This window comes from Legionella donaldsonii (assembly GCF_900452385.1).
Lineage (GTDB): Bacteria > Pseudomonadota > Gammaproteobacteria > Legionellales > Legionellaceae > Tatlockia > Tatlockia donaldsonii.
Window position 1 is genome coordinate 3,354,552 of record NZ_UGOA01000001.1, and the last position, 23,159, is coordinate 3,377,710.

The following is a 23,159-nucleotide window of genomic DNA, read 5'->3' on the forward strand; positions in this document are numbered from 1 at the left end:
TTTTTTATAGAAATTAATTTGAGTCTATCACTTATTGCGACGAAGCAGGTAATTCAAAACCACGACTACCTAAATGAGCAGTTAACGCAGATATGCTCATATCTTCACCAGCCCAAAAAGTACCCGTTGTCTGTGCGGGCATCGTAATTGATGACCATCGACAGGCTGAAATAACCCCGGTACAGGGAACTTGCTGCTCATGACCTGGTTTTGATTCAATGCAAGTCAATTCAAATGATTCTTTATCGAGAGCGAGGGCCGACCAGTTACCAGCCTGTAAACGACTGCTCCATCCCGCACTGGCACTGGGATCGGAAACCGGATGAGTGATCCATAAATCCGTTTTAGATTGATTATGAATCATAACTAAAACTGGTTTTTCCGCAGAAAGCATCACTGACTCACCGTCTACGGTTATAGGTTTACAAGATACGGGCATATTTTCATCAGCATTTGCTGTATTCATTAATAAAACAAGCACCAGAGAAAAAACAAATCTCATACCACCTCCCAATATACTGACTTTTACAAAAGCTACCTTGGCAATCATACCTAAGTAAAGTAATCTTTTCTAAAAATTAAAGGATTTCAATGTGAGAAAAATTATTTTATTGCTCACCGTTCTTCTATTATCTCCTCTATACGCGCAAACACTTAATATTGGCATCTTACCCTATAACCCTCCTTTTGAAATGGAGGCCGATCAGAAAAATCATTTTTTTGGTTTTGAAATTGATATCATGATGGAACTTTGTAAGCGTATGCAAACTGATTGTCATTATATACCCTTAACATTCGCCGAGATATTCACGAAACTTCTAGCCAATGAAATAGATTTGGGTCTTGGTACCATTAGTATCACCGAACAACGGCGTATTAATTACTTGTTCTCTTTACCCTATATGAAAAGTACAGGGCAATTTATTACCAAGATTGACTCTCAAATTCATGGCATTGATGATATTCGCAATAAACGGGTCGGTTCTGTAGAGGGTAGCCTATTTAAAGCGATAGTCCTGGAAAAATTTAATCATGAAGTGGTCATTATCGAATATCCGACGCTTGCTGAAGTGTTTCAAGCTCTGGCAGATGACAAGATAGATATTGTGATCGCAGATGGAGGGGTGGCGAAATATTGGGTTGTAAGCAATAGTCACCTATTTAAGTTAGTAGGCAATGAGATACCTATTGGTATAGGATATGGCATAATGGCTAATAAAAAGCATAAAGAGTTAATTGAAACAATTAATAAATTACTTTTGGATATTGAAGCAGACGGTTCTTATCTAAAAATCTATAAACGTTATTTTGGTTAAATATTGTTAATGAAAATATGGGTTGATGCCGACGCGTGCCCCAACGCTGTTAAAGACATTCTTTTTCGAGCAGCAGAAAGAACAAGAACTCATTTAATTTTAGTGGCTAATACGTTTTTAATAATTCCACGCTCACACTTTATTACTACTGTTCGCGTTGAAAAAGGGTTTGATGCTGCTGACAATTATATCGTGCAGCAAGTAGTCACTAATGACCTGGTCATTACTGCTGATATCCCTCTAGCTGCTGCCATTATTGCCAAGAAGGGACTTGCACTCAATCCGCGGGGAGACTTGTATACTGCTAATGATATTAAACAGCGTCTGGGCATACGGGACATGATGGAGCAACTGCGTTCGGGGGGCGCTAACATTGGAGGGCCTGCAACCTATGGTGCCAAAGAGAAAGCTTCTTTTGCCAATGCCCTAGACCGAATTCTAGCCCAAAAAAAATAATCTAATCGTTCCTTTTTCTAACTTAAAGATAAACAGAAAAGTCAACAGACAAGCACTCCTTTTAAATGCATGTTAATATACCCTCTTTTTGAATTACCTCTGGCGGAGTGTGTCATGAGCAATTTAATCCAGGTTACTGAAATTGCCACCCTACAGCAAGATAGCATTGTACGTTGGAAAGCAAGTGGTGTTGTCTTGAATCAACAGGGTTTTTTACGTCTGGTAGAAGAAAATCACGCCTTCAATTACCAGTTGTGGCTGGCAGAAGATAAAGCCAGACGCGATGATGCAGGCTATGAATTTGTTTATCGTGCCAAACGAGAAATTGATCATTTTAATCAACAACGCAATAATCGTATGGAAGCGATGGATGAATGGTTATTTACTGCCTTACAACCCGCCAGTCCCACGGAGTGTCCTGTGCATTCTGAAACACCAGGTATGATGATTGACCGCTTATCTATTCTCGCACTTAAAGCTTATCACATGGCTTTACAAAGCAAACGCATGGATGTTGATGATACTCATCGTCAAAATTGCCAACGCAAATGGGAAACCATTATTGAACAGCAAAAACAACTGATTAACTGTTTACAGCAGCTGTTAGAAGAAATAAACGGCAAACTACGAACATTTAGAGTATACCATCAATTTAAAATGTATAACGACCCTGCATTAAATCCTGAGCTTTACATAGTACGGTAAGGTGACGGCAGGATTAAATCATCAGAGGCGCGAAGAGGCACATTGTCGCTAGCCGGGTGCTCTTCGAAGAAGAAACTGGAATAACTTTTTGCGCGTATAAGGCGGGGAAGCTGGGTAGTAGTACGAGGGGGCACTTCAGGAACCAAACCCTTATTTGAGGATAAATCAGCATTAGGAACCGTCGTCGTTAGATCGGTAGCCAGCAGGTCAGGGGCGGAAGCAGAGAAGAAAGTCATACTCCTTCTTACATTGGCATAATTACGGCCGAATATTGACATTCTATGGGGATGCCCGCTACCCGCATCAGGCAACTCTGATTTTCCATCAGCCACAGCGGTTTTAATTTTATCAAGAGGCTCACTACCAACATCAAGTTTCTGTTGATCAGCCACAGCGGAATCCTTTGGCGTTGCTTGCTCCTCAGGATCAGCATCGACCGGTGGGCGACCTAACCCGCGCGCAAAAGCTCGAAGAGCGAGTATTAGGGCATGGGCAACAGCACTAACCATCATCAAGCCCATCATGATTGGCGTATCATGATAACGGCCTTGCTCATCTACTTCTTGTAAGGCATAGAGAGCAAACCCTATTGCCTTAGTCCCTTTACCTATACCAGAAAAAAAGGAGCGTCCAACCTCAAACCATGCCAGAATCAAAGACTGAGGCAGACCTTCCACTTTCTGCCCATCCGCAACAACTTGCTGAACCCTGTCTAAATTTCCTACGTCGCAAAGACGGTTGTTTTCCTCTTTGAATTGACTCAATATTTTCGATATATCGAGAAGCTTGTCGTCAAAGAGCTTCTCTTCTTGCTTTATAGCATAATGGTTACGGGCAACCTCTAGCGACTGTGCTACAAAACCCGCAAGACAAATCATGCCCAATAGGATGCAAGTAACCAGTAAATTTGGCGGAAAAGCCGTTGAGGATAAAACAAGCAACGTTGATACAGCAAACATGGCGCTGGCAAGCGCACCATAAGCTGCCAGACCATTTCTTAATCCCGCTAAAACAGCAGCGGGATAGGATAAAGAAGATACAGAACGAAGTTCCTCACGCTGATTTCTAAACTTTTCCACCGCCGCAGTAATACTCTCAGCAAGCTTTTTTCGTCGCAAGACAAGCTCTGCAACCTCATCTTCTCCTGCTTTGGCAATGCCTGTGTTTAAAGACGCAAGCTGGCTCACTAACGATTCTATCCCTTTACCTTGTATGGCCAACTCAACCCTTAGCTCGGAGATAGAGAGTAGCTGTTGAAAATAATATTCTTCATAAATACGTGTTGCTACACAAGCTAGAAAATAGATCGCACAAAATACGCTCATCGCTTCCAGCACAGCAGGCGCCAAGCTACAAATACCCAAAACACCAACATAGAGATAAAGGCCGTCAACAATGCCGCCATAACCGGCTGAGAGTAAAGCCATTGTCCGCACCCGCTCAGAGTGCTTGTTTATTTTCTTGCGTTCGGCAGCCATCCCCTCTTCAGATAATCCGGGACCTTTCTGGATCGCCGAAGCTAATGTGGTATTCGCTTTCGTCATGTCTTTACGGTCTTGACCGACCAGCATGCGGAACCACAAGCGGTTAAGTACTGACAAACCGCCTAATAACAAGCCGACAGGAACGATAAGATGGCTCAAATCCTGGGTTAAATTTAATAGCTCAAAGACCATAAGAGTGCTACGCACCCCTTTGTAAGCATTTTTTAGCCCTTTCATGGCATCACGGCCATAAGGCCACACTACCGCTATATAGCGCTTAAATAAATTGGCATCGTTATCACTGAAGTGATTAGCCAGCATGGAAAAAACAACGAGACTTACCGAGGTTGTCGCAACCGCTTCCATGCCTTCTTGCGACATCATCCAGTCACGCATCGCATCTGAAGAAGAGATTTCACCGGTAGTGAAAAGAAGATCAAACAAGTATTTGATCATGCTGTAGGAGAGGCTCAAGCCATCTATCGCCCCGTAAAACACATAGACAGCACCTGCATTGTGCAGTTGAGCTGCTAACTCTACTGGAGGTTTATTACTCATGGGCAAAGATCCATAAAAAATGGAACTTGTTTGCTGAACAACCGAAAATAGCCTCGCGCGTCATGATTAACCATGGATAACGGCTAAGATGACAGAATTGTACGTAATTAAGTGCTAAATAACAACTTAAATTTTCATTTTTGCTTGAAATTAAGGCACAGAGAATCAGCCAACCCTGGCAGCAAAAAAATAAAACAGCCCGGGCGCCAAACAACCGGCCAGTTACCGGAGCAGACACTTGTATATCAATCGTTTTTTCTATTACAGTTAGGCAATTTTTTCAGACCCGACTAACTTAATATGATTCTAACCAGGGAAATTACCTATCAAGATCAAGAAACCATTTGTCGTGGTTTCATCGCCTATGATAATAACCTCACAAATCCAAAACCTTGTGTAATGGTTGCCCATGATTGGGGAGGGCGTAATGAAGATGCCTGTAATAAAGCCCAAAAATTAGCCACAATGGGTTTTATTGGCTTTGCTATCGATATGTATGGCCAAGCACAATTGGGTCAGGACAAGATAGAAAAAAGAGCATTAATGACACCACTTGTACAAAATCGCAAAAAATTGGCTGCCCGTATCCTTGCGGCTTTCACTACAGCGACCCAATTACCCCAGGTGGATAAGACAAGAATCGCAGTAATAGGCTATTGTTTTGGTGGTTTATGCGCATTAGATCTGGCTCGTACTGGCGCCGATGTAAAAGGAGTCGTTAGCTTTCATGGGATACTCACCGCACCAGAAGAAGGGAAGCCGACAACACTTAAAGCCAAAATTCTGGTTTTACATGGCTATGACGACCCTCTGGTTTTACCTGAACAAGTCAACCAATTTGCCCAAGAAATGACAACAAGAAAAGCCGATTGGCAAATTCATATGTATGGCCTTACAGCCCATTCCTTCACTAATCCGGAAGCGAACGACAATGAAATGGGTCTCCATTATAATGAAACCGCCGATCGCCGTTCCTGGATCAGTATGGAGTTATTTTTAAACGAACTATTTGCGAATTAATGTGAATTCGATATAAAAAATAAATCCTGTTTTTTTATATCGCTACACCAAGGTTAGTTAACCAGGTTCTGTTGGCATTTCGCCAGCTTGAGTCAAAAGCGCTGTCAACAACCCCTAATTGTCATAAACTTAGTAAAGCCAACGCATTAGTACGACACAGAGCCTCTTTTCGCTCGCTTGATAACCCCAATTCAGCAAAAAGATTTGCCGAATAATTAAGCCAGTCAGTAATATCCATTTGACTGGTTTGTCCAAGATCAGAACTATAAATGACCCGCGGTACCTGGCGTAAAACCTTCGCCAGATCGTCACTATCTTGATGCCCCAGTAAATAAGTAAGCACCGTTTGTTCAATCCAAACAAAATCATGTTGACTAATTTCTTGTAATTCTTCAGCAAGTAAAGCCGTTAAGGGGTGGGCAGGTTGATTTAGTAATAACGCAGGAACCCTATACCTGACGCAAGCGTCAAGCAAAGCGTAGGTTTCGTCCTTAGAAGCATGACCTGTCGATAAAACAAGGGGATAATCCTGTGTCATTTTCAAAACGTCGATGGCTTTTCGCCTGAGGCGTTTTCTCTCATCAAATACTGTTTCTCCAACAAAACATTGCTCACTTAAAGCAGGATGAACCAATTGCCGAGATAATTTCGATTGAAATTTGCGGCCTGTAATTGTGGGAAAATGCACGATCATTTTAGCAGGTATCAACGGTTGATACTCAGCCAGAGCCCTCAGAATAACGCGATAATCTATCCCCCCGGCAATATGATTTAAAACTAAAGAGGGTAGAACGGGTAATCCTTGTTTTTGTGCCAGGGTGGCTTGAACGCTCGTAGCCCCCAAATGACTCTTTAAGACCACAATTCCTTGTAAAGACTGGTAAATTTTGCCTGCCTCAATAGCAGTTAAACGCCGTTGATAAAGATCCGGCTCAGCATGATAATGAATATCTATAAACTGGCAATCTGCCAACTTCTGCAAGCGTTTACTCATCACTATGTTTTAACCAAGGTTGATCATAACGATAATCCCTACGTGCCTGCTCCAGACTCACTCCTCTTTGGACAGCCGCATTAATTCGTTGTTCCGTAATCTTTATATTGTGGGCTTTCTCGATGATTTCTGTCACTAAATAAGCAGGGATAACCAAAACACCATTATCATCAGCAAAAATAATATCGTCGGGCTTGATTGCGATGCCGTTAATGTTCAAAGGACATTGTTCATCTGCCATGTATACACGATTTTTACCCGAGCGCATAAAGTAACCCGTAGAAAATACCGGATAGCTGGCATCGCGAATAAACTTCACATCTCTGACGGCACCATTCACTATAGTCCCACTAATGGATTTTTTTAGGGCAACCTGGGTTAAAATCTCCCCCCAGGTGGTACAATCATTTCGTCCCTGATTATCAATAACAATGACTGATTGAGCAGGAACCGCATCGATATAATTTGCTGCCCCCTTAAATGCATCTGGCTGCTGCTCGTAAGGTAGATATTTAATGGTATAAGCAGGACCTATTACCTTCACTCCTGGGGATAAAGGTTTAAGATTGGTTATAGCCCCCTCCACACCACAAGCATCAAGTGCATCCGCAATTTCGGCAGAGTTAAACCTCTTCAATGCCTCGATCTGTTGCTTTCGTTCTACTGCTCGAATACGGGGAGCTTGTTCTTTCTTTGTCATGTCAGTTTCTTGGGCTTGGTTTAAGCAGTGCTCAATAATAGCCTCTGCCATCTCCTGGGTAGTGGCATGGCCACCTGCATCATACGTTACAAATTTACCTTGCCGCACAATGGCTGCAACGGCCTGCTTAATCTTTTCTGCGGCTTCCGTGTAACCAAAGTGATTCAATAACAAACCAATCGTTAAAAACATTGCACTCGGATTTGCCCGGTTGCTCTCGATGCGGGGCCCACTACCATGTACTGGTTCAAAATAACAACCTTTGATACCAATATTCGCACTTGGCGCAAAACCAAGACCGCCCATTACACCGGCCCCTAAATCAGATAAAATATCACCAAACATATTTTCTGCAACAATAACGCCAAATTCTTCTGGCCGTCTCACCAGCCATAAAGCCATTGCATCGATATTTAAAATATCGGCTGTAATGTCTGAATACTGGCTGGATACCGCCTCGAAAAGTTCGCGGGCAAAATCACTGCTCTGGCGTAGAACATTGGGTTTATCCGCAAAGGTTACTCGTTTGATCCCTTGCTCATTTGCGTATTTGAAGGCAAACTCAAACAAACGTATTAATCCTACCTTGGTCTGTAAACGCAACGTACAGCTAATTTCATTTTTTGCAATTTTTTGCCAATGTTTATTTTCATCCAAGAGACTATGCAATTGGGTAGGCAACGGATAATAGTCAAAACCAGAATACAAGCCTTCCGTATTCTCACGAATAATACAAAAATTAAAATCCTTTACATCCCTCTTAATATTAAAACAAGGTCTAACATTCGCGAAAAGATCCAGTTTTTGCCTTAATTGGATAATTGGAGATACATAATTGAGATTAGCCTGCTTAAACTCCGGGGCTAGTTCTTGTAGAGCCTCCCGTTTTGGTTTGCTGGTAATCGCCCCAAGCAGGGTGGTATCTGACTGGTTAATTAGTTTCCATGTCCTTTCGGGAAGGGGATTCCCTTCTTGTTGCCAAAAGGACCACCCTATTTCACCAAAATTTAATTCCACTGGGATCTTAAGGGCTGTAAAGACAGGTATTGCTGCCTCAATAACCTCAACACCTATTCCATCACCTGGTAACACTGCTATCTTGAGTACATTCTTAGGTTTCACTATTTAATCTCTCCAAGATTAGTTTTTTGCAATAAGAGGGATTGTCCTGTAAAACACGCATTCCTGCCTGTGGCACAATGCATAAATCACCTATTCTTGGAGCCAAAACATTTTCCTTATTGACTAACGCTGAGCATTCACCTATCAAATGTAAATGATCAACCGTCGTTTGTTCTAAAATTGCGGTTGCATCGGTATCTAAAACACGTTGCAAACCGAAAATCAACCGATTAGCTGCATTCATCACCCTGTTTTCTGGAAGAACTTGCAAAGGGGCCTCATAGGGGGAAAAAACGTCTTTATATAAAGAAATCAGAGCATCATTTACTCGATTTGCTTTACAAAGCGCAATAACATCACCCAGTTTTTTTTGCAGTGCCTTATCAGCAAAAGTCGGGGTAGAAAATAAAATAATGGGTTTTTTGCTGTTAGCAAATAAGGGAAAACATTGCTGCAAAATAACTCCGCCAAAAGAGAACCCAAAGAATGCATCATAATTGGCTAACCATTTTTTGAGATGATCTTGCCAAAGCTGATAATAAACTTCATTGGAAGTAGTGACAGAAAACGTCTCGTTGATTGCTAATGGGTCGATAAAATCGATCTGGTACACTACCTCTAAAAAGGAAAGCGTACTGGCAATAGATTCAATATCAGATTGCTGGGGCATAACCGGAGCAATAGTTAATATTTTTTTTCTCATATTAATCCCAAATTTAGATTAAGCTAGCAGAGCATATAAAAATAGCGATTGATTTGACAGGAAATATTTATTTACCAGCCTGTTTTCCCCGACTACAATAAATTCAGCGTATCGGTAGTTTCTTTAAATTTCTTCATTTCTGCCGTTGAAAAATCAGAAATGCCACGAATGAATTCGTCCATTTCAATCTCTTCACTGCCGATCCCCAGAACCTTACGCACATAATTTGCTGCCATTAAAACAGGAGCCAATCGGTATTTTTTAATATTGATGGCATGTAGATACGCCGTAAAAAACTCCGTTCTTAAGTTGCCTATACCCTTGCCCATACCAGCAAGTGACGCATCGATATAGTGTGCTCCAGCATTGATTGCTGCCAACGTATTAACCTGGGCCAATCCTAAATTATCATGGGCATGAAAACCCAAAGGAATCGAATATTCCCTGCTGTATTTACGGTAAATCTGGTCAACTCTTGCAGGCAATAGACTCCCATTTGAATCAGCGAAATAAATCATATCTGGCTTGTGTGGATTAACTCTCGCTACGACTTCATCCAACTCATTTTCTTTATAATGTGAGGTATGAATAAAATTGACTGAGGTTGCTAAACCATATTGTTTTCCCATATCAATGATTGGACAAGCCTCTTCCACATCCCCTTTGACAACACAAATTCGAAGTAATTGGACACCACAGTCCCTTAATTCCTTAATATCGTCTGCCGTTACATTCTTAGGGTGCGCCATTACGGCAGTTTTTGCTTTTTTTAGCAGGGAAGTACAAAAAAGAAGATAATCCTTTCCACATAACCCTGCTTGACCAATATTCTCAATAGGAGCAATCGATCCATTGCGGTAACCAATTTCAATATACTCAATACCGGAGTTATCGAGGGACGTTAAAATGGCTTGCAGCTCATTTTTTTTAAAATGAAAGTTAGTTCTATGCCCCCCATCTCTCAGTGAAACATCTAACAATTCTATGGTATTCATGATTACTGCTGTCCAGTTACTTTCAGGCTTTCACAACCAGGGTTTAGTTTGCCAGTAACTTAATAGGGATAAGTCCTGAAAAAGCTAAAAAAATTAATCTTGTTATAGTCTATATAGCACATACCGCTAAGAAAGGGGCAGCGACGATTATCGACCATGAGACCTCATGGCAAATTATGCAACTAAATTTACCTGTTTGTCTTCATAATGACTAACAATCTTGCACAAATTCTTGTAATCGAGTAGCTTGGCCATTCGGCCTTTCCCTCATTGATTAATTCTATGAATAAATTAGCAATCGTTACTGGCGCAAGCAGAGGCATCGGGAAACATGCCGCCTATTATTTTGCTGAACAAGGTTTTGATTTGGCTTTAATTGCCAGAAATAAAGCGTTATTGACTAAAGTCAGTAATGAATTAACTGACAAATTTGCTATCAAGACCAGCGTATTTGCTCTCGATGTAAGCGACTATGACGCCGTTTCCAAATGCAGTAAGCACCTTGCCTCACGCTATCCAACTATCGATGTTTTATTTAATAACGCCGGCTGTTGGTCCCTTGGTGGTAGTGCAATCGAACCCGATGAATTTAATGCCATGATCGATGTCAATCTGCGTGGCATTTATAATATGGTACATACCCTTGTTCCTTACATGAAAAAACAACAATCAGGCTATATTTTTAACATGGCATCCTACGCAGGTAAGCGGCCTGTCGCACGTTCAGGTGCTTATTGCATGACCAAGTATGGTGTAGTAGGTTATAGCCAATCCCTAAGTCTTGAGTTATGTCAAGACAACATTAGAGTCACAGCCATTTGCCCCAGCGTTATTGACACCGATATGACTAAAACGATGCCTGATTTCCCAGATGAAGAAAAAATTCTCTGCCAGGATATCATTGAAACCATTCATTATCTTCTTCAACTAAGTCCTAAGGTTTATATTGATGAGGTGATTTTAAAATCCAGTTTTTTGCTTAAGGGATTAAAAGAATAATTGCCTTTCGATACCGTCTTTATTAAGGATAATTTCATGCTGTTCCAGGAGGTTAATTTAGAAATAAGTTCATCTATATAGGCTGAATTGATGAGGTGCTATCAAAGATATTTAACGCTTAATGGTTGTCTAAAAACCGACTTATTGTGTCCAGAAGATTACTGGGCCTTGAGGAGTCTTACCCAAATTAATAAACAGCTTATTTTTAACGACCCAAGAAAGAATCTATACTGCACATCATGGTAGATTTCCGAGCAAAAATCCGTATACTACTACTTGCTCTGCATTTGCACGATCTAGCTCTGGGCGTAAGCCCACAAATCTGCTAGTATTGCGGGTATTTTTCACGATTATTTAAAGGTTTTTTTAATGCGTTGGCGTAATTTATTTGTTCTAGTTTTATCAATCTTAGCGGGATGCTCCATGGCAGCGGATGAAAAAAAGATATATGGCTATGTTGAAAAAGCGACTCTGATCGATAAAAACATGACTTTGTCAGCCAAATTAGATACCGGTGCCAAATCCGCTTCGCTTAGCGCTATTGATATTCATGAAGTAGAAAAAAACGGCAAACCCTATTTACGCTTTAAAGTTCCCGGCAAAGAGGGTGAAGTCGAATTTACCTGCGAATACCTGGGTAAAGTTAGAATAAAAGTGCGTGCTGGGGAGAATTTAGCCGCAGAGCCAATCAAGCGGCCGATCGTTTTGATAAACGTTAAAATTGGTGAAAAAATTCGTGCGATACCTGTTAATTTAACCAATCGCAAACGCTTTAATTACCCACTACTTCTTGGTAGAGACGCAATTATTGCTTTTAATGGACTGGTTGACCCAAGTCATGCCTTTATGATGAGAACCGAGAAAGTAGAAAAAAATGAAGTCAAATAAACGCCATGTTTATGGCTTAATCATTACCCTCTTCTTAGTAGGAATAGGGCTGTTCTTTTACCGTCATCTTGTCTTGGATGTTCCTTTAACTGATACAGAAACAGTGAATAGTTGGATGGTGGAAGCCAATTTGCGTTTCACAGCGGAACGTAATACACCGGTTAAGGCAAGCTTTACCATTCCCTATATGCCTCCCTATTTTGCGATTCTGGATGAATATTTCGTTTCCCATAATTATGGGGTAACGACGAATCTGAATGGTTATAACCGTCAGACAGTATGGTCGCTCAGACGTAGTAGCGGGGCACAATCTCTTTACTATCGCGCTATCTTTCGCGAAATAGATAACAATGAGACTTCATTAGGCAAACCACCTATAGTAAAAGCGCAACCGCTTCTTGAAAACCAGAAGTCGGCCGTTGACACCATTACCAATCAAGTACGTCAATCCTCTGCTGACATTCAAACCTTTGCTCAAGGAACCATTAAGGAATTAAATAAGAAAGACGGTAATGCAAGATTATTGGTGGGCAATGAATTTAATGATGAAAACGTTATAAAAGCTGCGATTACCATCTTAAATCAGGCCCGAATCTATGCCATGCCAGTCAAAGGCATTTATTTGAATCAACAAAATAAAGCTGACTTTAAGTTGTTTATGGTGGTTTACAATGGAAAAGATTGGGTTTACATCAACCCTCGCACAGGTGGGGCTGGTTTTCCCAAAAATTTCCTTGTTTGGCAGTATGGCTTTGATCCACTCTTTGAAGTGGTTGGCGGTAAAAAACCAATCTTTAGTTTGACGGTTTCTCCTACTCCTATTAATGCTTTAACCATTGCCAAGGCACGCGGCCTGCAAACTGATTCGCAGCTACTCCGTTTCTCCCTGTTGCAATTACCCGTTAATGTCCAGGAAACCTATAAGATTTTACTTACGGTACCCATTGGCGCTTTTATCATTTTGTTACTGCGTAACTTTGTGGGTTTGAAAACGTTCGGAACCTTCATGCCCGTATTGATTGCGCTCGCGTTTCGTGAAACACACGTGGTTTGGGGAATCACTCTTTTTACTATTATTGTTTCATTTGGCTTACTGGCACGGTTTTACCTCGATCAACTCCGTCTCCTTTTGGTCCCAAGATTAGCCGCTATTCTTACTGTTGTTATTTTGCTCATGATTTTTATCTCGGTGGTATGCCAAAATTTAGGTTTGGATTCTGGTTTATCCGTGGCTTTATTCCCAATGGTTATTCTCACCATGACCATTGAACGCATGTGTATAACCTGGGATGAGCGCGGAGCCTCCGATGCAATTAAATCAGGGGTAGGCAGCCTTATTGCAGCGGTGATTGCTTTTGGTGCAATGAATTACCCCCCCATGCAGTATTTAATTTTTGCTTTCCCTGAATTATTACTGGTTCTTCTGGCGTTGATTTTATGGTTTGGCCAATACCGCGGGTACCGAGTTACGGAATTGTTTCGCTTTAAAGTACTTGGCGGGGAACACTAATGTGGAATTTGTACCGCCGCTTATCCCAGCGCGGCATCCTGAGTATCAACCAACGAAATAGTGATTACGTTCTCAAATACAATGAACGCAAACGCTATCCCCTGGTCGATGATAAATTGCAAACCAAGCGACTGGCAATGCAAGCCGGAATAGCAGTGCCTCGCTTATATGAAACAATTGAAAGCGAACATCAAATAAAGAATCTTGAGCAAATTTTGCAACCCTATAAAGATTTTGTCATTAAACCAGCGCATGGTGCAGGAGGCGATGGCATCCTGGTGGTGACTGATCGCGTTTTTGGACGATATCGCCAAATTAATGGCAAATTAACTACCGTGCAGGAAATGAGTTATCACTTATCCTGCTTATTATCGGGCGCCTATAGTTTAGGCGGCCACAGTGATTACGCCATTATAGAACATCGTGTCGTTGTTGATCCTGTCTTTAAAGAAGTGAGTTACGAAGGGATCCCTGATATTCGTATCATTACCCTGATAGGTTATCCAGCCATGGCCATGGCGCGTTTGCCTACTCGTTTATCAGGCGGTAAAGCGAATCTGCACCAGGGTGCCATCGGAGTAGGTATTAATTTGGCCACAGGCAAAACGCTGGGCGGTGTCTTTCACAATGACGCGATTGACTTCCACCCCGACACCCTGGCCCCCATCGTTGATATTACGGTACCTTATTGGGATAAGATTTTAGAAATTGCTGCCAGCTGCTATGAGCTAACTGGTTTGGGTTATTTAGGGGTTGACATTGTCCTTGACAAAGAACATGGGCCACTTATGCTGGAACTCAACGCTCGCCCCGGCTTAAACATTCAAATCGCCAACCGCGAAGGCGGCCTTAAACGCTACAGACAAATTGAAGCTCGTGCAGCAGAAGGACAAGAGTCTGTTGCCGCACGAGTCGCTTACAGCAAAGAGCAATTCGCTCGTTAAGTTAAACCAACTAAAATTTGCCTACTTGCTTATCTAGACATCTTCGTCTTGGCGACGACTGAGCTAATTTTGCAGGCAAAGCACATAGGGCTTATGGGAGGCATTTTGATTTATTAATGGGCTGTCTTTATAATCGACCCCATTATAGTATTCAGAGGTCTCATAATGTCTACCCCGGGTAGAAATACGGAGCAACCTGCCAATGCTCTACAAATTAATGTCTTAGCAGACTTACCAGTTCTCCCTGCAGTCCCTCCTGTAGAGGCCTCTGCAGAGCCATTAAGAGACCCGCTAGCCCTGGCTGAGGGCGAAATTGCTGTTGACAAAGCGAGTGGTGATTTTTTTATCGCACTGTGTCAAGAGGGCATTCATTCTTTTGTTATGCTTGGTATCATGCAAGATAGCAAGCCAAAAATACTTGCTCGAGTGGGAAAAACAAATGCCGTCGATAAAGACTATGATGAGAATTTTGGTTCACAATGTAAATTGGCAATGAAACAATTATTTTCACAAGCAGAAGCTGAATTACGCAAAGAATCACTCCATCCCTATGGAAAAATCAGTTATGCAGCCTATGCGATAAGCTACAACCAATACTTGCAATTCACTAAACTCATGGCCTTAGTACATCGGAAAGAGAGCGATGGTAAACGATCCAAAGCTATTCGATGCTATCTACCGGCCAGAGAGGTAGGGACAACGAGTATTTTGCAATTTAGTCAAATTATCCAACAGGATGAGTTTGGCCCAGAAAACACCGAGCAAGAAAAAAGACTAGTTGCCTCTACTCATAATTTAAAAATAGCCAATACCTGCAGGCACACAGCAATTGAATTAATTGCCTATGTTTTGGGAATAAATAAGTTAAGAGATAATATTTCCAGATTCTTTTTTTGGGGACTACCCTTAGCAACCACTTTCACAGGCGGCGACCCCGCTGATCCTTTTTACGTTTTCCCTCTTCCTCCCGCCGCCTATAAAGCGGCGAAAGAAAAAACGGCATTATTAACCAAAATATATACTCGAATGGAAGCGCTTTTAACGAAAGCACCCTACGAACAAAACACCAGGGATAAATTTAAGGCGTTAAAAGAATTGTATATTGAGCAAGCGGGTTTTTCTTCAGATGATAATATTACTGACGCCCTTAGGAGTATCCATCAGTGGAGAGCAACTTATAAGGATGTCATTAGCCAACTAAGGCAACAAAGCTTTTTAGGCAAACTACTTACCCGCAAGTCATCCACAGAAGCCATGGCAGATGAAATTGAAACCGAATTTACCTCCATCGCCAGAAGAGCGTCTAGCAGCCTTATTTAAGGCTGCTAATGACGAAGACCATTACAGTGAAGCACTGCGAATACGCAGGACTTCCGTAACCAGCAATTTGAAATAGTCATACGACATATAAAAATCGCCCTGATCACCGACTTTATCACCCCAGGAATTACGCAATGTCAGTAAGCCATGATGCTCGTGCCCTCTATTATCAACAGCCACCGCATTATCATCATAACCAGTAATAACCATCTGATGGCCGGCAAAACTGGGGTTCAGCAAAATATCCAGAGCAATTTCAGGTGTTAATACCCAGCTGTCCTGTGCCGCTTTATGAGTTCCTACTGCCCCTATTGTCCCTATATCAAGATCTACTAACAACACGCCCAAAACCAATCGATCACCGGCTCTTAGACTGGCTTTCACGTCATTCAGTGTTTTCCTGCTATCAGTACGATCCGTAAAGGCTTGATAAACATCTAATATCGGCGACCAAACAATATTCTTTTCATCCAAACGCTCACTAATTTGATGAAAATCCTCAACATTCATTGTAGATTCTGCCGGAGCATTTTCATAAAGAGGATACTCTAACATACCAGCACAACTATGAGCCGCCTGTTGCTCCTTGCTCACTATACCAAAAATCTCTATTTGGCTCATGACTGTACGCCCAAAGGCCCCTTCCCAGCCACTGATAGCATAACCTGATTTTTCCAGGTAACTACCCAGCTGTAACTGACATAATTGACTAATGTAATCCCCTTTGTTTAAAGCAGCATCGATTGCTGCTGTGCAAGCAAACATTGTGCAGGTACCGTGAACCCCCTGATTTAATACTGGCACATTATTCATTCCAAGTTGGATCTGCATAGGGTAGTTAGCCGCTATAGGTTCCTCGGCGGAAGGAACCAATTGCTTGGTATCAGCCAATGCATTTTGTGCCTTATGGACAAGCTTTTGCCTGGCGCGTTCAGAAAGTTTTACTTTGAGTAAGGTAATTTTTTTTATCTGGGATTTTGGTATTACTACTGCGCGTCGAGTAGTTTTCATGGTCACTGGGGAAGACGAGTTTGATTTAACTATTTTGGTAATTGTTCCTACGAGTTTAACATCTTCAGCGGCTAAACTACCGCTTACTGCCATCAATAAAACAGCGAGTCGTGCTAGCTTCATATAGCTCTCCAAAAATTTACGAAATCCTTTACCGCGGCGCGAGTATATCACATGCACTTTATGGGGGTGAAAACTGTCAGGAAGATTCTATGCACTGTCGATTAGAAACGATCGGGTTTGGCAAAAAATTGGCCACTAAACTATAGTGATCAGTATAAGGATAGACTTGGTTTTATTATGGATAGATTAAAACCACCCTCAGTGAAAATAGATAACTATTTGTTACTATTAGAGAACTCTTTACATGCCATTCCATTTAATATCTTGGTAGCAGCTCTGCTTTCTTTTGATTTATTTTACAAGCAAATTCCATTTTCCCTCATCCTTTACTGGTTTATTGCAGTAGTCATCACCAGTGTAATCCGCTTTGCTTACTGTAAAAAAGCACTCAAACAAAAACAATATCTATCAGGGCCAAACCATTCCCTATTTATTTTTTTAGCCCTTACCTTTCTAAACGGCTGTGTCTGGGGATCAAGTTATATAATTTTTTTACCTCTTCTTACCGGAGTTCATGAAGGTGTGCTTATTTTGGTGCTAGGTGGTATGGCCGCTGGAGGAGTCGCATCGTTATCGGCTTTTCTCCCTGCTTATTACGTTTATATATTACCCATGTTTTTACCGGTTATCATTTACAACTATTCCTTTCTGCAAACCGAAAGAAGTATTTTGGCAACCATGTTTTTATTATTTGTTGTGATGCTCCTTGTTATTGCCAGAATTAATTACCATTTAGTGAATAGCGTTTTTCAATTAAATACTCAAAAAGATTTTCTGATTAATGAATTATCTATCTCTAATAAAAAATTAGAAAAATCAAATAAGGAAATTCGGACCATGTCAGTTACCGATGCCTTAACCGGTTTATTCAATAGACGTTACTTTGATACTGCCCTGGCTAGAGAATTGGATCGTGCTACACGTAACTCTTACCCTCTAATTCTTATCTTGCTTGATATTGATAATTTCAAATACCTTAATGATACCTTTGGCCACCCTTACGGGGATAAATTTTTATGTTTGGTTGCAGGCGTGCTAAGGAACTCTTTACGCCGCGCCAACGATCTTATTATGCGTCTGGGAGGTGATGAGTTTGCTATTATTGCGGCAAATATGGGTATGGAACAGGCAAAGAATCTATGTCATTCCATAAGAAACGCGTTTGCCAAAAAAAATGAACATCTCAATATCACCCTAAGTATGAGTATTATCTGTATTGTCCCCGGACATAAGCCCGATCTGAACCGAATTTTCTCAGCAGCTGATAAAATGCTTTATAAAGCAAAAGAGCATGGAAAAAACCAGGTCGTATCACAAGAAATCTAATGCTGTCCTTAGTCAGGATTTAAGACCGGGAACAGAAAAGCGCTGTCTATCCTGCAAACGTAATGCCGTTAATTGGCCACCCCATAAACACCCAGTATCAATAGCATAAATCGATGGCTCCGAACACCGTCCGCCCAATGCAGCCCAATGACCAAAAACAAGATCCGCATCAATCTTTTTACGGCCTGGTACAGCAAACCAGGGAATTAACCCGGCAGGAGCCTGGGCAATGGTTCCTTTGTAATTGAGAACAAGGCGCCCCTGATTATCGCAAAAACGCATACGGGTAAAATAGTTGGTAATAACACGTAATCGCTCAATACCTGCCAGATCTGATGACCAGTAATTAGGTTCATTGCCATACATTTCGGCTAGATAGCTACGATAATCGGCACCAGACAAAACCTGTTCTAACTCCAGGGCACAGGATTTTGCCAACGCTAAATCCCAGACCGGAGCAATCCCTGCATGACACATGACAATATTTAATTCTGGTTCGTGGTATAAAATTGACTGCTGGCGTAACCAATGCCCAAGTTCCTCAACATCACTAGCAACTAAAATATCATGCAACGTATCATCATGATTACTCCCGGGATGGCCGCCAAAAAGCTTACCTAACAAATGCAAGTCATGGTTACCTAACGTAATCCGCGCAGAAAGAGGTAAATTTTTAATAAAACGCAAAACAGCCAGGGACTCCGGCCCACGATTGACCAAATCTCCCACAAACCATAAACGGTCAACCTTCTCATCGAAATCGACATGAGCAAGTAGGCGTTGTAAGGGTTCATAACAACCTTGTACATCGCCTATTACATAATCAGGCACCGTTAAGTACCCCTGGGCGTATCGAAACCTGTGGAGGAGAGGCGACTGGTGCTGCCTGCCATTGGCCCGCAAGGGTCAAATGCTGTAACGCATTGGCAATATGTGCATTTTGTTGTCGGGTAAAATGGTTATTAAATTGAGCCTGATTGATCAATTCAGTTGCCGAAATCGCCACCGATTTACCGGTATTCAAGTTATGCAACTGAACCTGGGCAGGAAGCGCAACAGCATAATTCACAAAAACAATACCATTATGCATTTGTTGATTAGAGGTTTGCTCAAAACGCGTGGAAACACTGCCATCCGCCGCCACACTATGTAAGCCTAAAGATAAAAAGCCTTTTTGTATCGCCTGCCAATTCTTATATTCGGGATGTTCTCGCACAAAGAGTTGGAATATCTCTGGTGTCATCAACATACCACCTGGCACCATGAATAAAGGCGCTTTATTGACATGAATACGACCTGCCTCTAAAGCTCTGGTGAGCCACTGAATAAACTCTACGCCAATCTGCTGTTCTATTTCAGCCACTGATTCAGGCGCACCACCGGTAAAAGTACCCACTCGTCCATAGCGATTACCACGTGAACCATAATTACGCAGCATCATTTGGTTAAAATACCGCTGAATAGCAATTGCATCTGCACGGATTAGAATCGCCCCCAACGTTCCCGCTGCATGAACGTCTTCATTGAGCAAAGCAAGCCATACAGCCAATACTTGCGGATTTGCAGCAATCCAGGCGAAACCACCAGCAGGCATTAACAATCGCGCGATCAGTATATTAAGGCGACGACGAAACTCATCATCCGATTCTTTTTGGAATTCATAGCTATAATGACTCCCCACCGCCACAAGGCTTTCCAGTAAGGGATTCCACTGCTTTAAAAACTGGCCATTGTTATCATATAAATCAAGGCTATAATCGATATACAGTTTACCTGCACCTTGTAAGATAGCGGCAGAAAACAGCGCGTATTGCCACAATTTCTGCTCCTCTGATAATTCGGCTCCGCCTTCTTGTACAAGGTACTGGCGAAAAAGACTTAGCGCCGCTTCCGTGCGATTTAATGCGTGATCCAGCAAACCACCTTGTTGCGAATAATAACTATTAGACGTGTCAGGCAAATTTTGGCAATGATTAATTAGATTATGCACGAGACTCAAGCACAGGCTGTCGAAGCGCACCTCTTCCAGAGCGTTCGCCTCACGAATTTGCAACATGAGGGTCTTGCGCTTTTCTTCCGCTAACATGAGCGCGGCAGGCGTAATACGCGTCAAATCCTTGAGTGGTTTGGCATTCAACGATCCTGCCTTTTTTCCGGGACGATGAAACAAATCAACCTCCAAATTCAGCATTTATTAATATTTTACACTAATTGACCATAAATTTCGCTAGTCGTACGTAATCTATCACTGCTATTTGTTCGGGACGCGAAAGAGGATCGAGCCCTAATTCTGTTATTTGGGTTGCGCTAAATACGGGTTTTAAATTATTTGCCAACGTCTTACGCCGCATGGAAAATGCCTGTGCGACTAACCGTTCCAGCCTATTAGTATCCACTATTGGATAAGGGGATGATCGGTAGGGTGTTAAACGCACAATGGCTGAATCCACTTTAGGTTGAGGGTGAAACGCCTCTGGCGGCACATCAAACAAATGCTCCACGTCACAATGATATTGTACCATAACGCTTAGTCGTCCATAGGCTTTCGTTCCAGGCTGCGCCGCTAAGCGCATAACAACTTCCTTTTGCAACATGAAGTGCATATCCTCAATCCATTGCGCATAATCAAGAAGATGAAGCAGTAGAGGGGTGGAGATATTATACGGTAAATTACCTAAAATGCGCAGCTCTTTACCCCATTGACTATAATCAACCGTTAAAGCATCGGCAGGCACTATATCCAATTTTTCGGTAGCCGTAGGCAAAGTAGCCAGATGGGCTTGTAAATCAGTATCGATTTCAATCGCTGTTAAATGATTGAGCTGTTTTAATAAAGGCTGCGTTAATGCACCTAGCCCTGGACCAATTTCAACGACCTTATCGTCCTGATGCAAATGCGCAGCATTTAAAATATCACTAATAATATGCCTGTTTTTTAAAAAATTCTGGCCAAACCGTTTACGGGGGCGATGGTTCACTTCTTCACCTAAAACAAAGAAAAACTATATTAACATTTTTTAGTGGACCCTAGTTTATCCTTAAAATCATTTTTTTGCTTGCCAATCAATAAAAAACTATCACTTGGCGAATAGCCATGTTAGGTTACTGAGTTAGGTATCGAGAAGAGAAATAGGGCTCATGTTAAGTCATTTGTTAGAGCTTCGTAAACGTGCACTACATATTATTATTACTTTTTTCTCTTTTTTTTTATTGTTTTTTTTCTGTGCAAATGATTTATTTCATGCTCTTATCTCTCCGTTAATCAATGCCTTACCAAAAGAAAATTCGTTAATCGCCACACAAATTACCTCTCCGGTATTAACCCCTATCAAACTTGCAGGGGATGCCGCCATGTTGTGCACCGCACCTTTTGCGCTTTTGCAATTATGGTGTTTTGTCGCCCCAGGGCTTTATCGTCATGAGCGTTACAATTTACGCGGGGCACTGACAAGTAGTCTTCTATTATTTTGTTTGGGGGTTTTATTTTGTTTTTATTTGGTTTTGCCCTTTATGTTTCAGTTTTTTGCCAAAGCAGTCCCTTTAGGCGTTAAATTTATGCCTGATATGACTTATGCCCTCGATTTTATTACCCGAATGCTATTACTCTTTGGTTTTTGTTTCCAAGTACCACTTCTCTGTTTAACCCTGGTTCGTTTGGGATGGCTTGATATTCAGGTATTGAAAAAAGTGAGGCCTTACGTCATTGTCGCTGCGTTTACTATAGGCATGCTGTTGACCCCGCCCGACGTTTTATCCCAAATTATGCTGGCTGTTCCTCTTTGCCTTTTATATGAGCTAGGCATTATTTTGGCAAAATACACCCCAAACAAAGTAATTAGTAACTATGATGAGATAGCCAAATAACCCATTTGTTCCAGGTCGGACTAAATAACAAAACAACACTTAAAATAGCAAGCACACTATATCGATTAAGATAGTAAGCAAAATTTCTTACAGGGGCATTAGTGGGTTCTGCTGAAATAAGCCAACAACGGATGGCTACGCAAACCGGCAAATAAAGAAGAATTATAATTTCACTAAAGATCCTTGCTTCCATGAAACTACCAACCAGTAATAAACCAAGAAAATAACACAGGCTAACATAACGAATGGGTCTGTATTGCGGGGGGATAAAGTCATAAAAAGCAAACCAAAATAAGGGTAACCCCGCAAAACAAAAGATAAATAAAAAAATATGCTGCTCATTGAACAACCATAGCAAATTAACTTCAAAATAAGTGTAGGAAGAACCACGAAAGTACCATTCCATTAACTGCCCCGGAATGTCCTGCAAACTCATCACAATAAGAAAGCGTGCCAAGAAATAAGCCAAGATCGCAAACAATAAGGGTTTAAAAATTGTCCGTGGATGTTGCCAATAAAGTGCAGGAATCAATAAAACCAGCAAAATACTGCTCTCGCGATTAAAAGTGGCTAAAAACACCCAAGGGATTAGGTAAACCCATTGCGCACGCAGACAAAATAAAAAGCCTGTAGCCATAAAAAAAAGCGCGGCAGAATCACAAGGGTAAAAAAAAGTCGCATCGCCATCACTGTTAAAACGGTAATTAATGACTGTTATCAAAGGCAAAAGCAGAATAAATAGCCAACTTAGTAACTGGGCTACCCGTGGCTCAAATTCATAAGCAAGTAATTTAGTGAGGGCATAATAGAAAAGGCTCACAAACAGCCATTCCAGTAAAAAGAATAATTGATCGATTTCCATGGGCAGCATATACGCAAGAAAATGGGCCAAGGCGGGGACTAACATTCGCTGTCCATAAGGCAAGCGAACCGAAAAATCGATTAATTCCGTAAGTGGTGCTTCAGTATAGACCCCCGTAAGGGTGGTATGAATGTAAGCATAACTAAGAAGGAGGGCAACCGTTACAAAATGCATCTTATAGCGCGCGATATCCTTATTCATACTTTTTATTGCAGCAAATTCAAGATTTATCGAGGCTAACCGATATCAGAGTAAAAAC

At 41.6% G+C, this 23,159-nt stretch carries 22 protein-coding genes; 11 read left to right on the top strand and 11 right to left on the bottom strand.

Going from position 1 to position 23,159, the window contains the following annotated elements:
- Positions 1–31 precede the first annotated feature (31 nt).
- Positions 32–502 (bottom strand): hypothetical protein, encoded by a 471-nt coding sequence (locus DYC89_RS15155; RefSeq protein WP_115222793.1) that lies wholly within the window; start codon positions 500–502, stop codon positions 32–34.
- Positions 503–593: 91 nt separating this feature from the next.
- Between DYC89_RS15155 and DYC89_RS15160 the strand changes: the two genes are divergently transcribed.
- The 3 genes from DYC89_RS15160 (at position 594) to DYC89_RS15170 (ending at position 2,477) form a co-directional block, all read left to right on the top strand.
- Positions 594–1,316 carry a transporter substrate-binding domain-containing protein gene (locus DYC89_RS15160; protein ID WP_115222545.1) on the top strand — a complete coding sequence of 241 codons (723 nt, stop codon included), beginning with the start codon at positions 594–596 and terminating at the stop codon, positions 1,314–1,316.
- Between the two features lie 9 nt (positions 1,317–1,325).
- The gene (locus DYC89_RS15165; protein ID WP_115222546.1) at positions 1,326–1,772 is read left to right on the top strand and encodes a YaiI/YqxD family protein; all 447 of its coding nucleotides are present in this window, start codon (positions 1,326–1,328) and stop codon (positions 1,770–1,772) included.
- Positions 1,773–1,886: 114 nt separating this feature from the next.
- On the top strand, positions 1,887–2,477 hold the full coding sequence (locus DYC89_RS15170; protein WP_115222547.1) for a DUF4254 domain-containing protein: 591 nt from the start codon (positions 1,887–1,889) through the stop codon (positions 2,475–2,477).
- Here the strand turns inward: DYC89_RS15170 and DYC89_RS15175 are convergent.
- Positions 2,462–4,519 carry a hypothetical protein gene (locus tag DYC89_RS15175; protein WP_115222548.1) on the bottom strand — a complete coding sequence of 686 codons (2,058 nt, stop codon included), beginning with the start codon at positions 4,517–4,519 and terminating at the stop codon, positions 2,462–2,464. The two genes, DYC89_RS15170 and DYC89_RS15175, sit on opposite strands and share 16 nt — an antisense overlap.
- A 300-nt stretch (positions 4,520–4,819) precedes the next feature.
- Here DYC89_RS15175 and DYC89_RS15185 point away from each other — a divergent pair, with 300 nt between their 5' ends.
- Positions 4,820–5,539, top strand: coding sequence for a dienelactone hydrolase family protein (locus DYC89_RS15185; RefSeq protein ID WP_115222550.1), 720 nt, complete (start codon positions 4,820–4,822; stop codon positions 5,537–5,539).
- A 121-nt stretch (positions 5,540–5,660) separates the two neighbouring features.
- Here the strand turns inward: DYC89_RS15185 and DYC89_RS15190 are convergent, their stop codons facing one another.
- The 4 genes from DYC89_RS15190 to DYC89_RS15205 form a co-directional block, all read right to left on the bottom strand.
- A complete protein-coding gene (locus DYC89_RS15190; protein WP_115222551.1) occupies positions 5,661–6,533 on the bottom strand; it encodes a DUF6282 family protein in 873 nt (290 codons plus the stop codon).
- Positions 6,526–8,355: an isocitrate/isopropylmalate family dehydrogenase gene (locus DYC89_RS15195; RefSeq protein ID WP_115222552.1), complete on the bottom strand. Its 1,830-nt coding sequence runs from the start codon at positions 8,353–8,355 to the stop codon at positions 6,526–6,528. The genes DYC89_RS15190 and DYC89_RS15195 overlap by 8 nt, the downstream gene beginning before the upstream one ends.
- Positions 8,345–9,058, bottom strand: coding sequence for a hypothetical protein (locus tag DYC89_RS15200; protein WP_115222553.1), 714 nt, complete (start codon positions 9,056–9,058; stop codon positions 8,345–8,347). The genes DYC89_RS15195 and DYC89_RS15200 overlap by 11 nt, the downstream gene beginning before the upstream one ends.
- 92 nt (positions 9,059–9,150) lie before the next feature.
- Positions 9,151–10,053 carry a 4-hydroxy-2-oxovalerate aldolase gene (locus DYC89_RS15205; protein WP_115222554.1) on the bottom strand — a complete coding sequence of 301 codons (903 nt, stop codon included), beginning with the start codon at positions 10,051–10,053 and terminating at the stop codon, positions 9,151–9,153.
- 282 nt (positions 10,054–10,335) lie between these two features.
- On the opposite strand from DYC89_RS15205, the gene DYC89_RS15210 reads away from it, so the two are divergent.
- The 5 genes from DYC89_RS15210 (at position 10,336) to DYC89_RS15230 (ending at position 15,714) form a co-directional block, all read left to right on the top strand.
- Positions 10,336–11,052, top strand: a complete 717-nt coding sequence (locus tag DYC89_RS15210) for an SDR family oxidoreductase (RefSeq protein WP_115222555.1) — start codon at positions 10,336–10,338, stop codon at positions 11,050–11,052.
- A gap of 369 nt (positions 11,053–11,421) precedes the next feature.
- Positions 11,422–11,940 carry an ATP-dependent zinc protease family protein gene (locus tag DYC89_RS15215; protein WP_181879429.1) on the top strand — a complete coding sequence of 173 codons (519 nt, stop codon included), beginning with the start codon at positions 11,422–11,424 and terminating at the stop codon, positions 11,938–11,940.
- Entirely contained in the window at positions 11,927–13,450 is a 1,524-nt protein-coding gene (locus DYC89_RS15220) for an inactive transglutaminase family protein (RefSeq protein WP_115222556.1), read from the top strand. Before DYC89_RS15215 ends, DYC89_RS15220 begins: the two co-directional genes overlap by 14 nt.
- Positions 13,450–14,394 (top strand): alpha-L-glutamate ligase-like protein, encoded by a 945-nt coding sequence (locus tag DYC89_RS15225; protein ID WP_115222557.1) that lies wholly within the window; start codon positions 13,450–13,452, stop codon positions 14,392–14,394. Before DYC89_RS15220 ends, DYC89_RS15225 begins: the two co-directional genes overlap by 1 nt.
- A gap of 165 nt (positions 14,395–14,559) precedes the next feature.
- On the top strand, positions 14,560–15,714 hold the full coding sequence (locus DYC89_RS15230) for a hypothetical protein (RefSeq protein ID WP_115222558.1): 1,155 nt from the start codon (positions 14,560–14,562) through the stop codon (positions 15,712–15,714).
- Between the two features lie 21 nt (positions 15,715–15,735).
- On the opposite strand, the gene DYC89_RS15235 is transcribed toward DYC89_RS15230, so the two are convergent.
- A complete protein-coding gene (locus tag DYC89_RS15235) occupies positions 15,736–16,848 on the bottom strand; it encodes a C1 family peptidase (protein ID WP_181879430.1) in 1,113 nt (370 codons plus the stop codon).
- A 177-nt stretch (positions 16,849–17,025) separates the two neighbouring features.
- Between DYC89_RS15235 and DYC89_RS15240 the strand changes: the two genes are divergently transcribed.
- Positions 17,026–18,174, top strand: a complete 1,149-nt coding sequence (locus DYC89_RS15240) for a GGDEF domain-containing protein (protein WP_115222559.1) — start codon at positions 17,026–17,028, stop codon at positions 18,172–18,174.
- A gap of 12 nt (positions 18,175–18,186) precedes the next feature.
- Here the strand turns inward: DYC89_RS15240 and DYC89_RS15245 are convergent, their stop codons facing one another.
- From DYC89_RS15245 to rsmA, 3 genes are read right to left on the bottom strand one after another with little or no spacing between them, the layout of a single operon-like run.
- Complete coding sequence (locus DYC89_RS15245; RefSeq protein ID WP_115222560.1) at positions 18,187–19,005, bottom strand: symmetrical bis(5'-nucleosyl)-tetraphosphatase; 819 nt, start codon at positions 19,003–19,005, stop codon at positions 18,187–18,189.
- Complete coding sequence (locus DYC89_RS15250) at positions 18,998–20,365, bottom strand: conjugal transfer nickase/helicase domain-containing protein (RefSeq protein WP_115222561.1); 1,368 nt, start codon at positions 20,363–20,365, stop codon at positions 18,998–19,000. Before DYC89_RS15250 ends, DYC89_RS15245 begins: the two co-directional genes overlap by 8 nt.
- A 16-nt stretch (positions 20,366–20,381) precedes the next feature.
- Positions 20,382–21,152 (bottom strand): 16S rRNA (adenine(1518)-N(6)/adenine(1519)-N(6))-dimethyltransferase RsmA, encoded by a 771-nt coding sequence (gene rsmA / locus DYC89_RS15255; RefSeq protein WP_115222562.1) that lies wholly within the window; start codon positions 21,150–21,152, stop codon positions 20,382–20,384.
- Between the two features lie 160 nt (positions 21,153–21,312).
- On the opposite strand from rsmA, the gene tatC reads away from it, so the two are divergent.
- On the top strand, positions 21,313–22,038 hold the full coding sequence (tatC, locus tag DYC89_RS15260; protein WP_115222563.1) for a twin-arginine translocase subunit TatC: 726 nt from the start codon (positions 21,313–21,315) through the stop codon (positions 22,036–22,038).
- Here tatC and DYC89_RS15265 read toward each other — a convergent pair.
- The gene (locus DYC89_RS15265; protein ID WP_115222564.1) at positions 22,010–23,101 is read right to left on the bottom strand and encodes a hypothetical protein; all 1,092 of its coding nucleotides are present in this window, start codon (positions 23,099–23,101) and stop codon (positions 22,010–22,012) included. The genes tatC and DYC89_RS15265 overlap by 29 nt on opposite strands.
- Between the last annotated feature and the right edge of the window lie 58 nt (positions 23,102–23,159).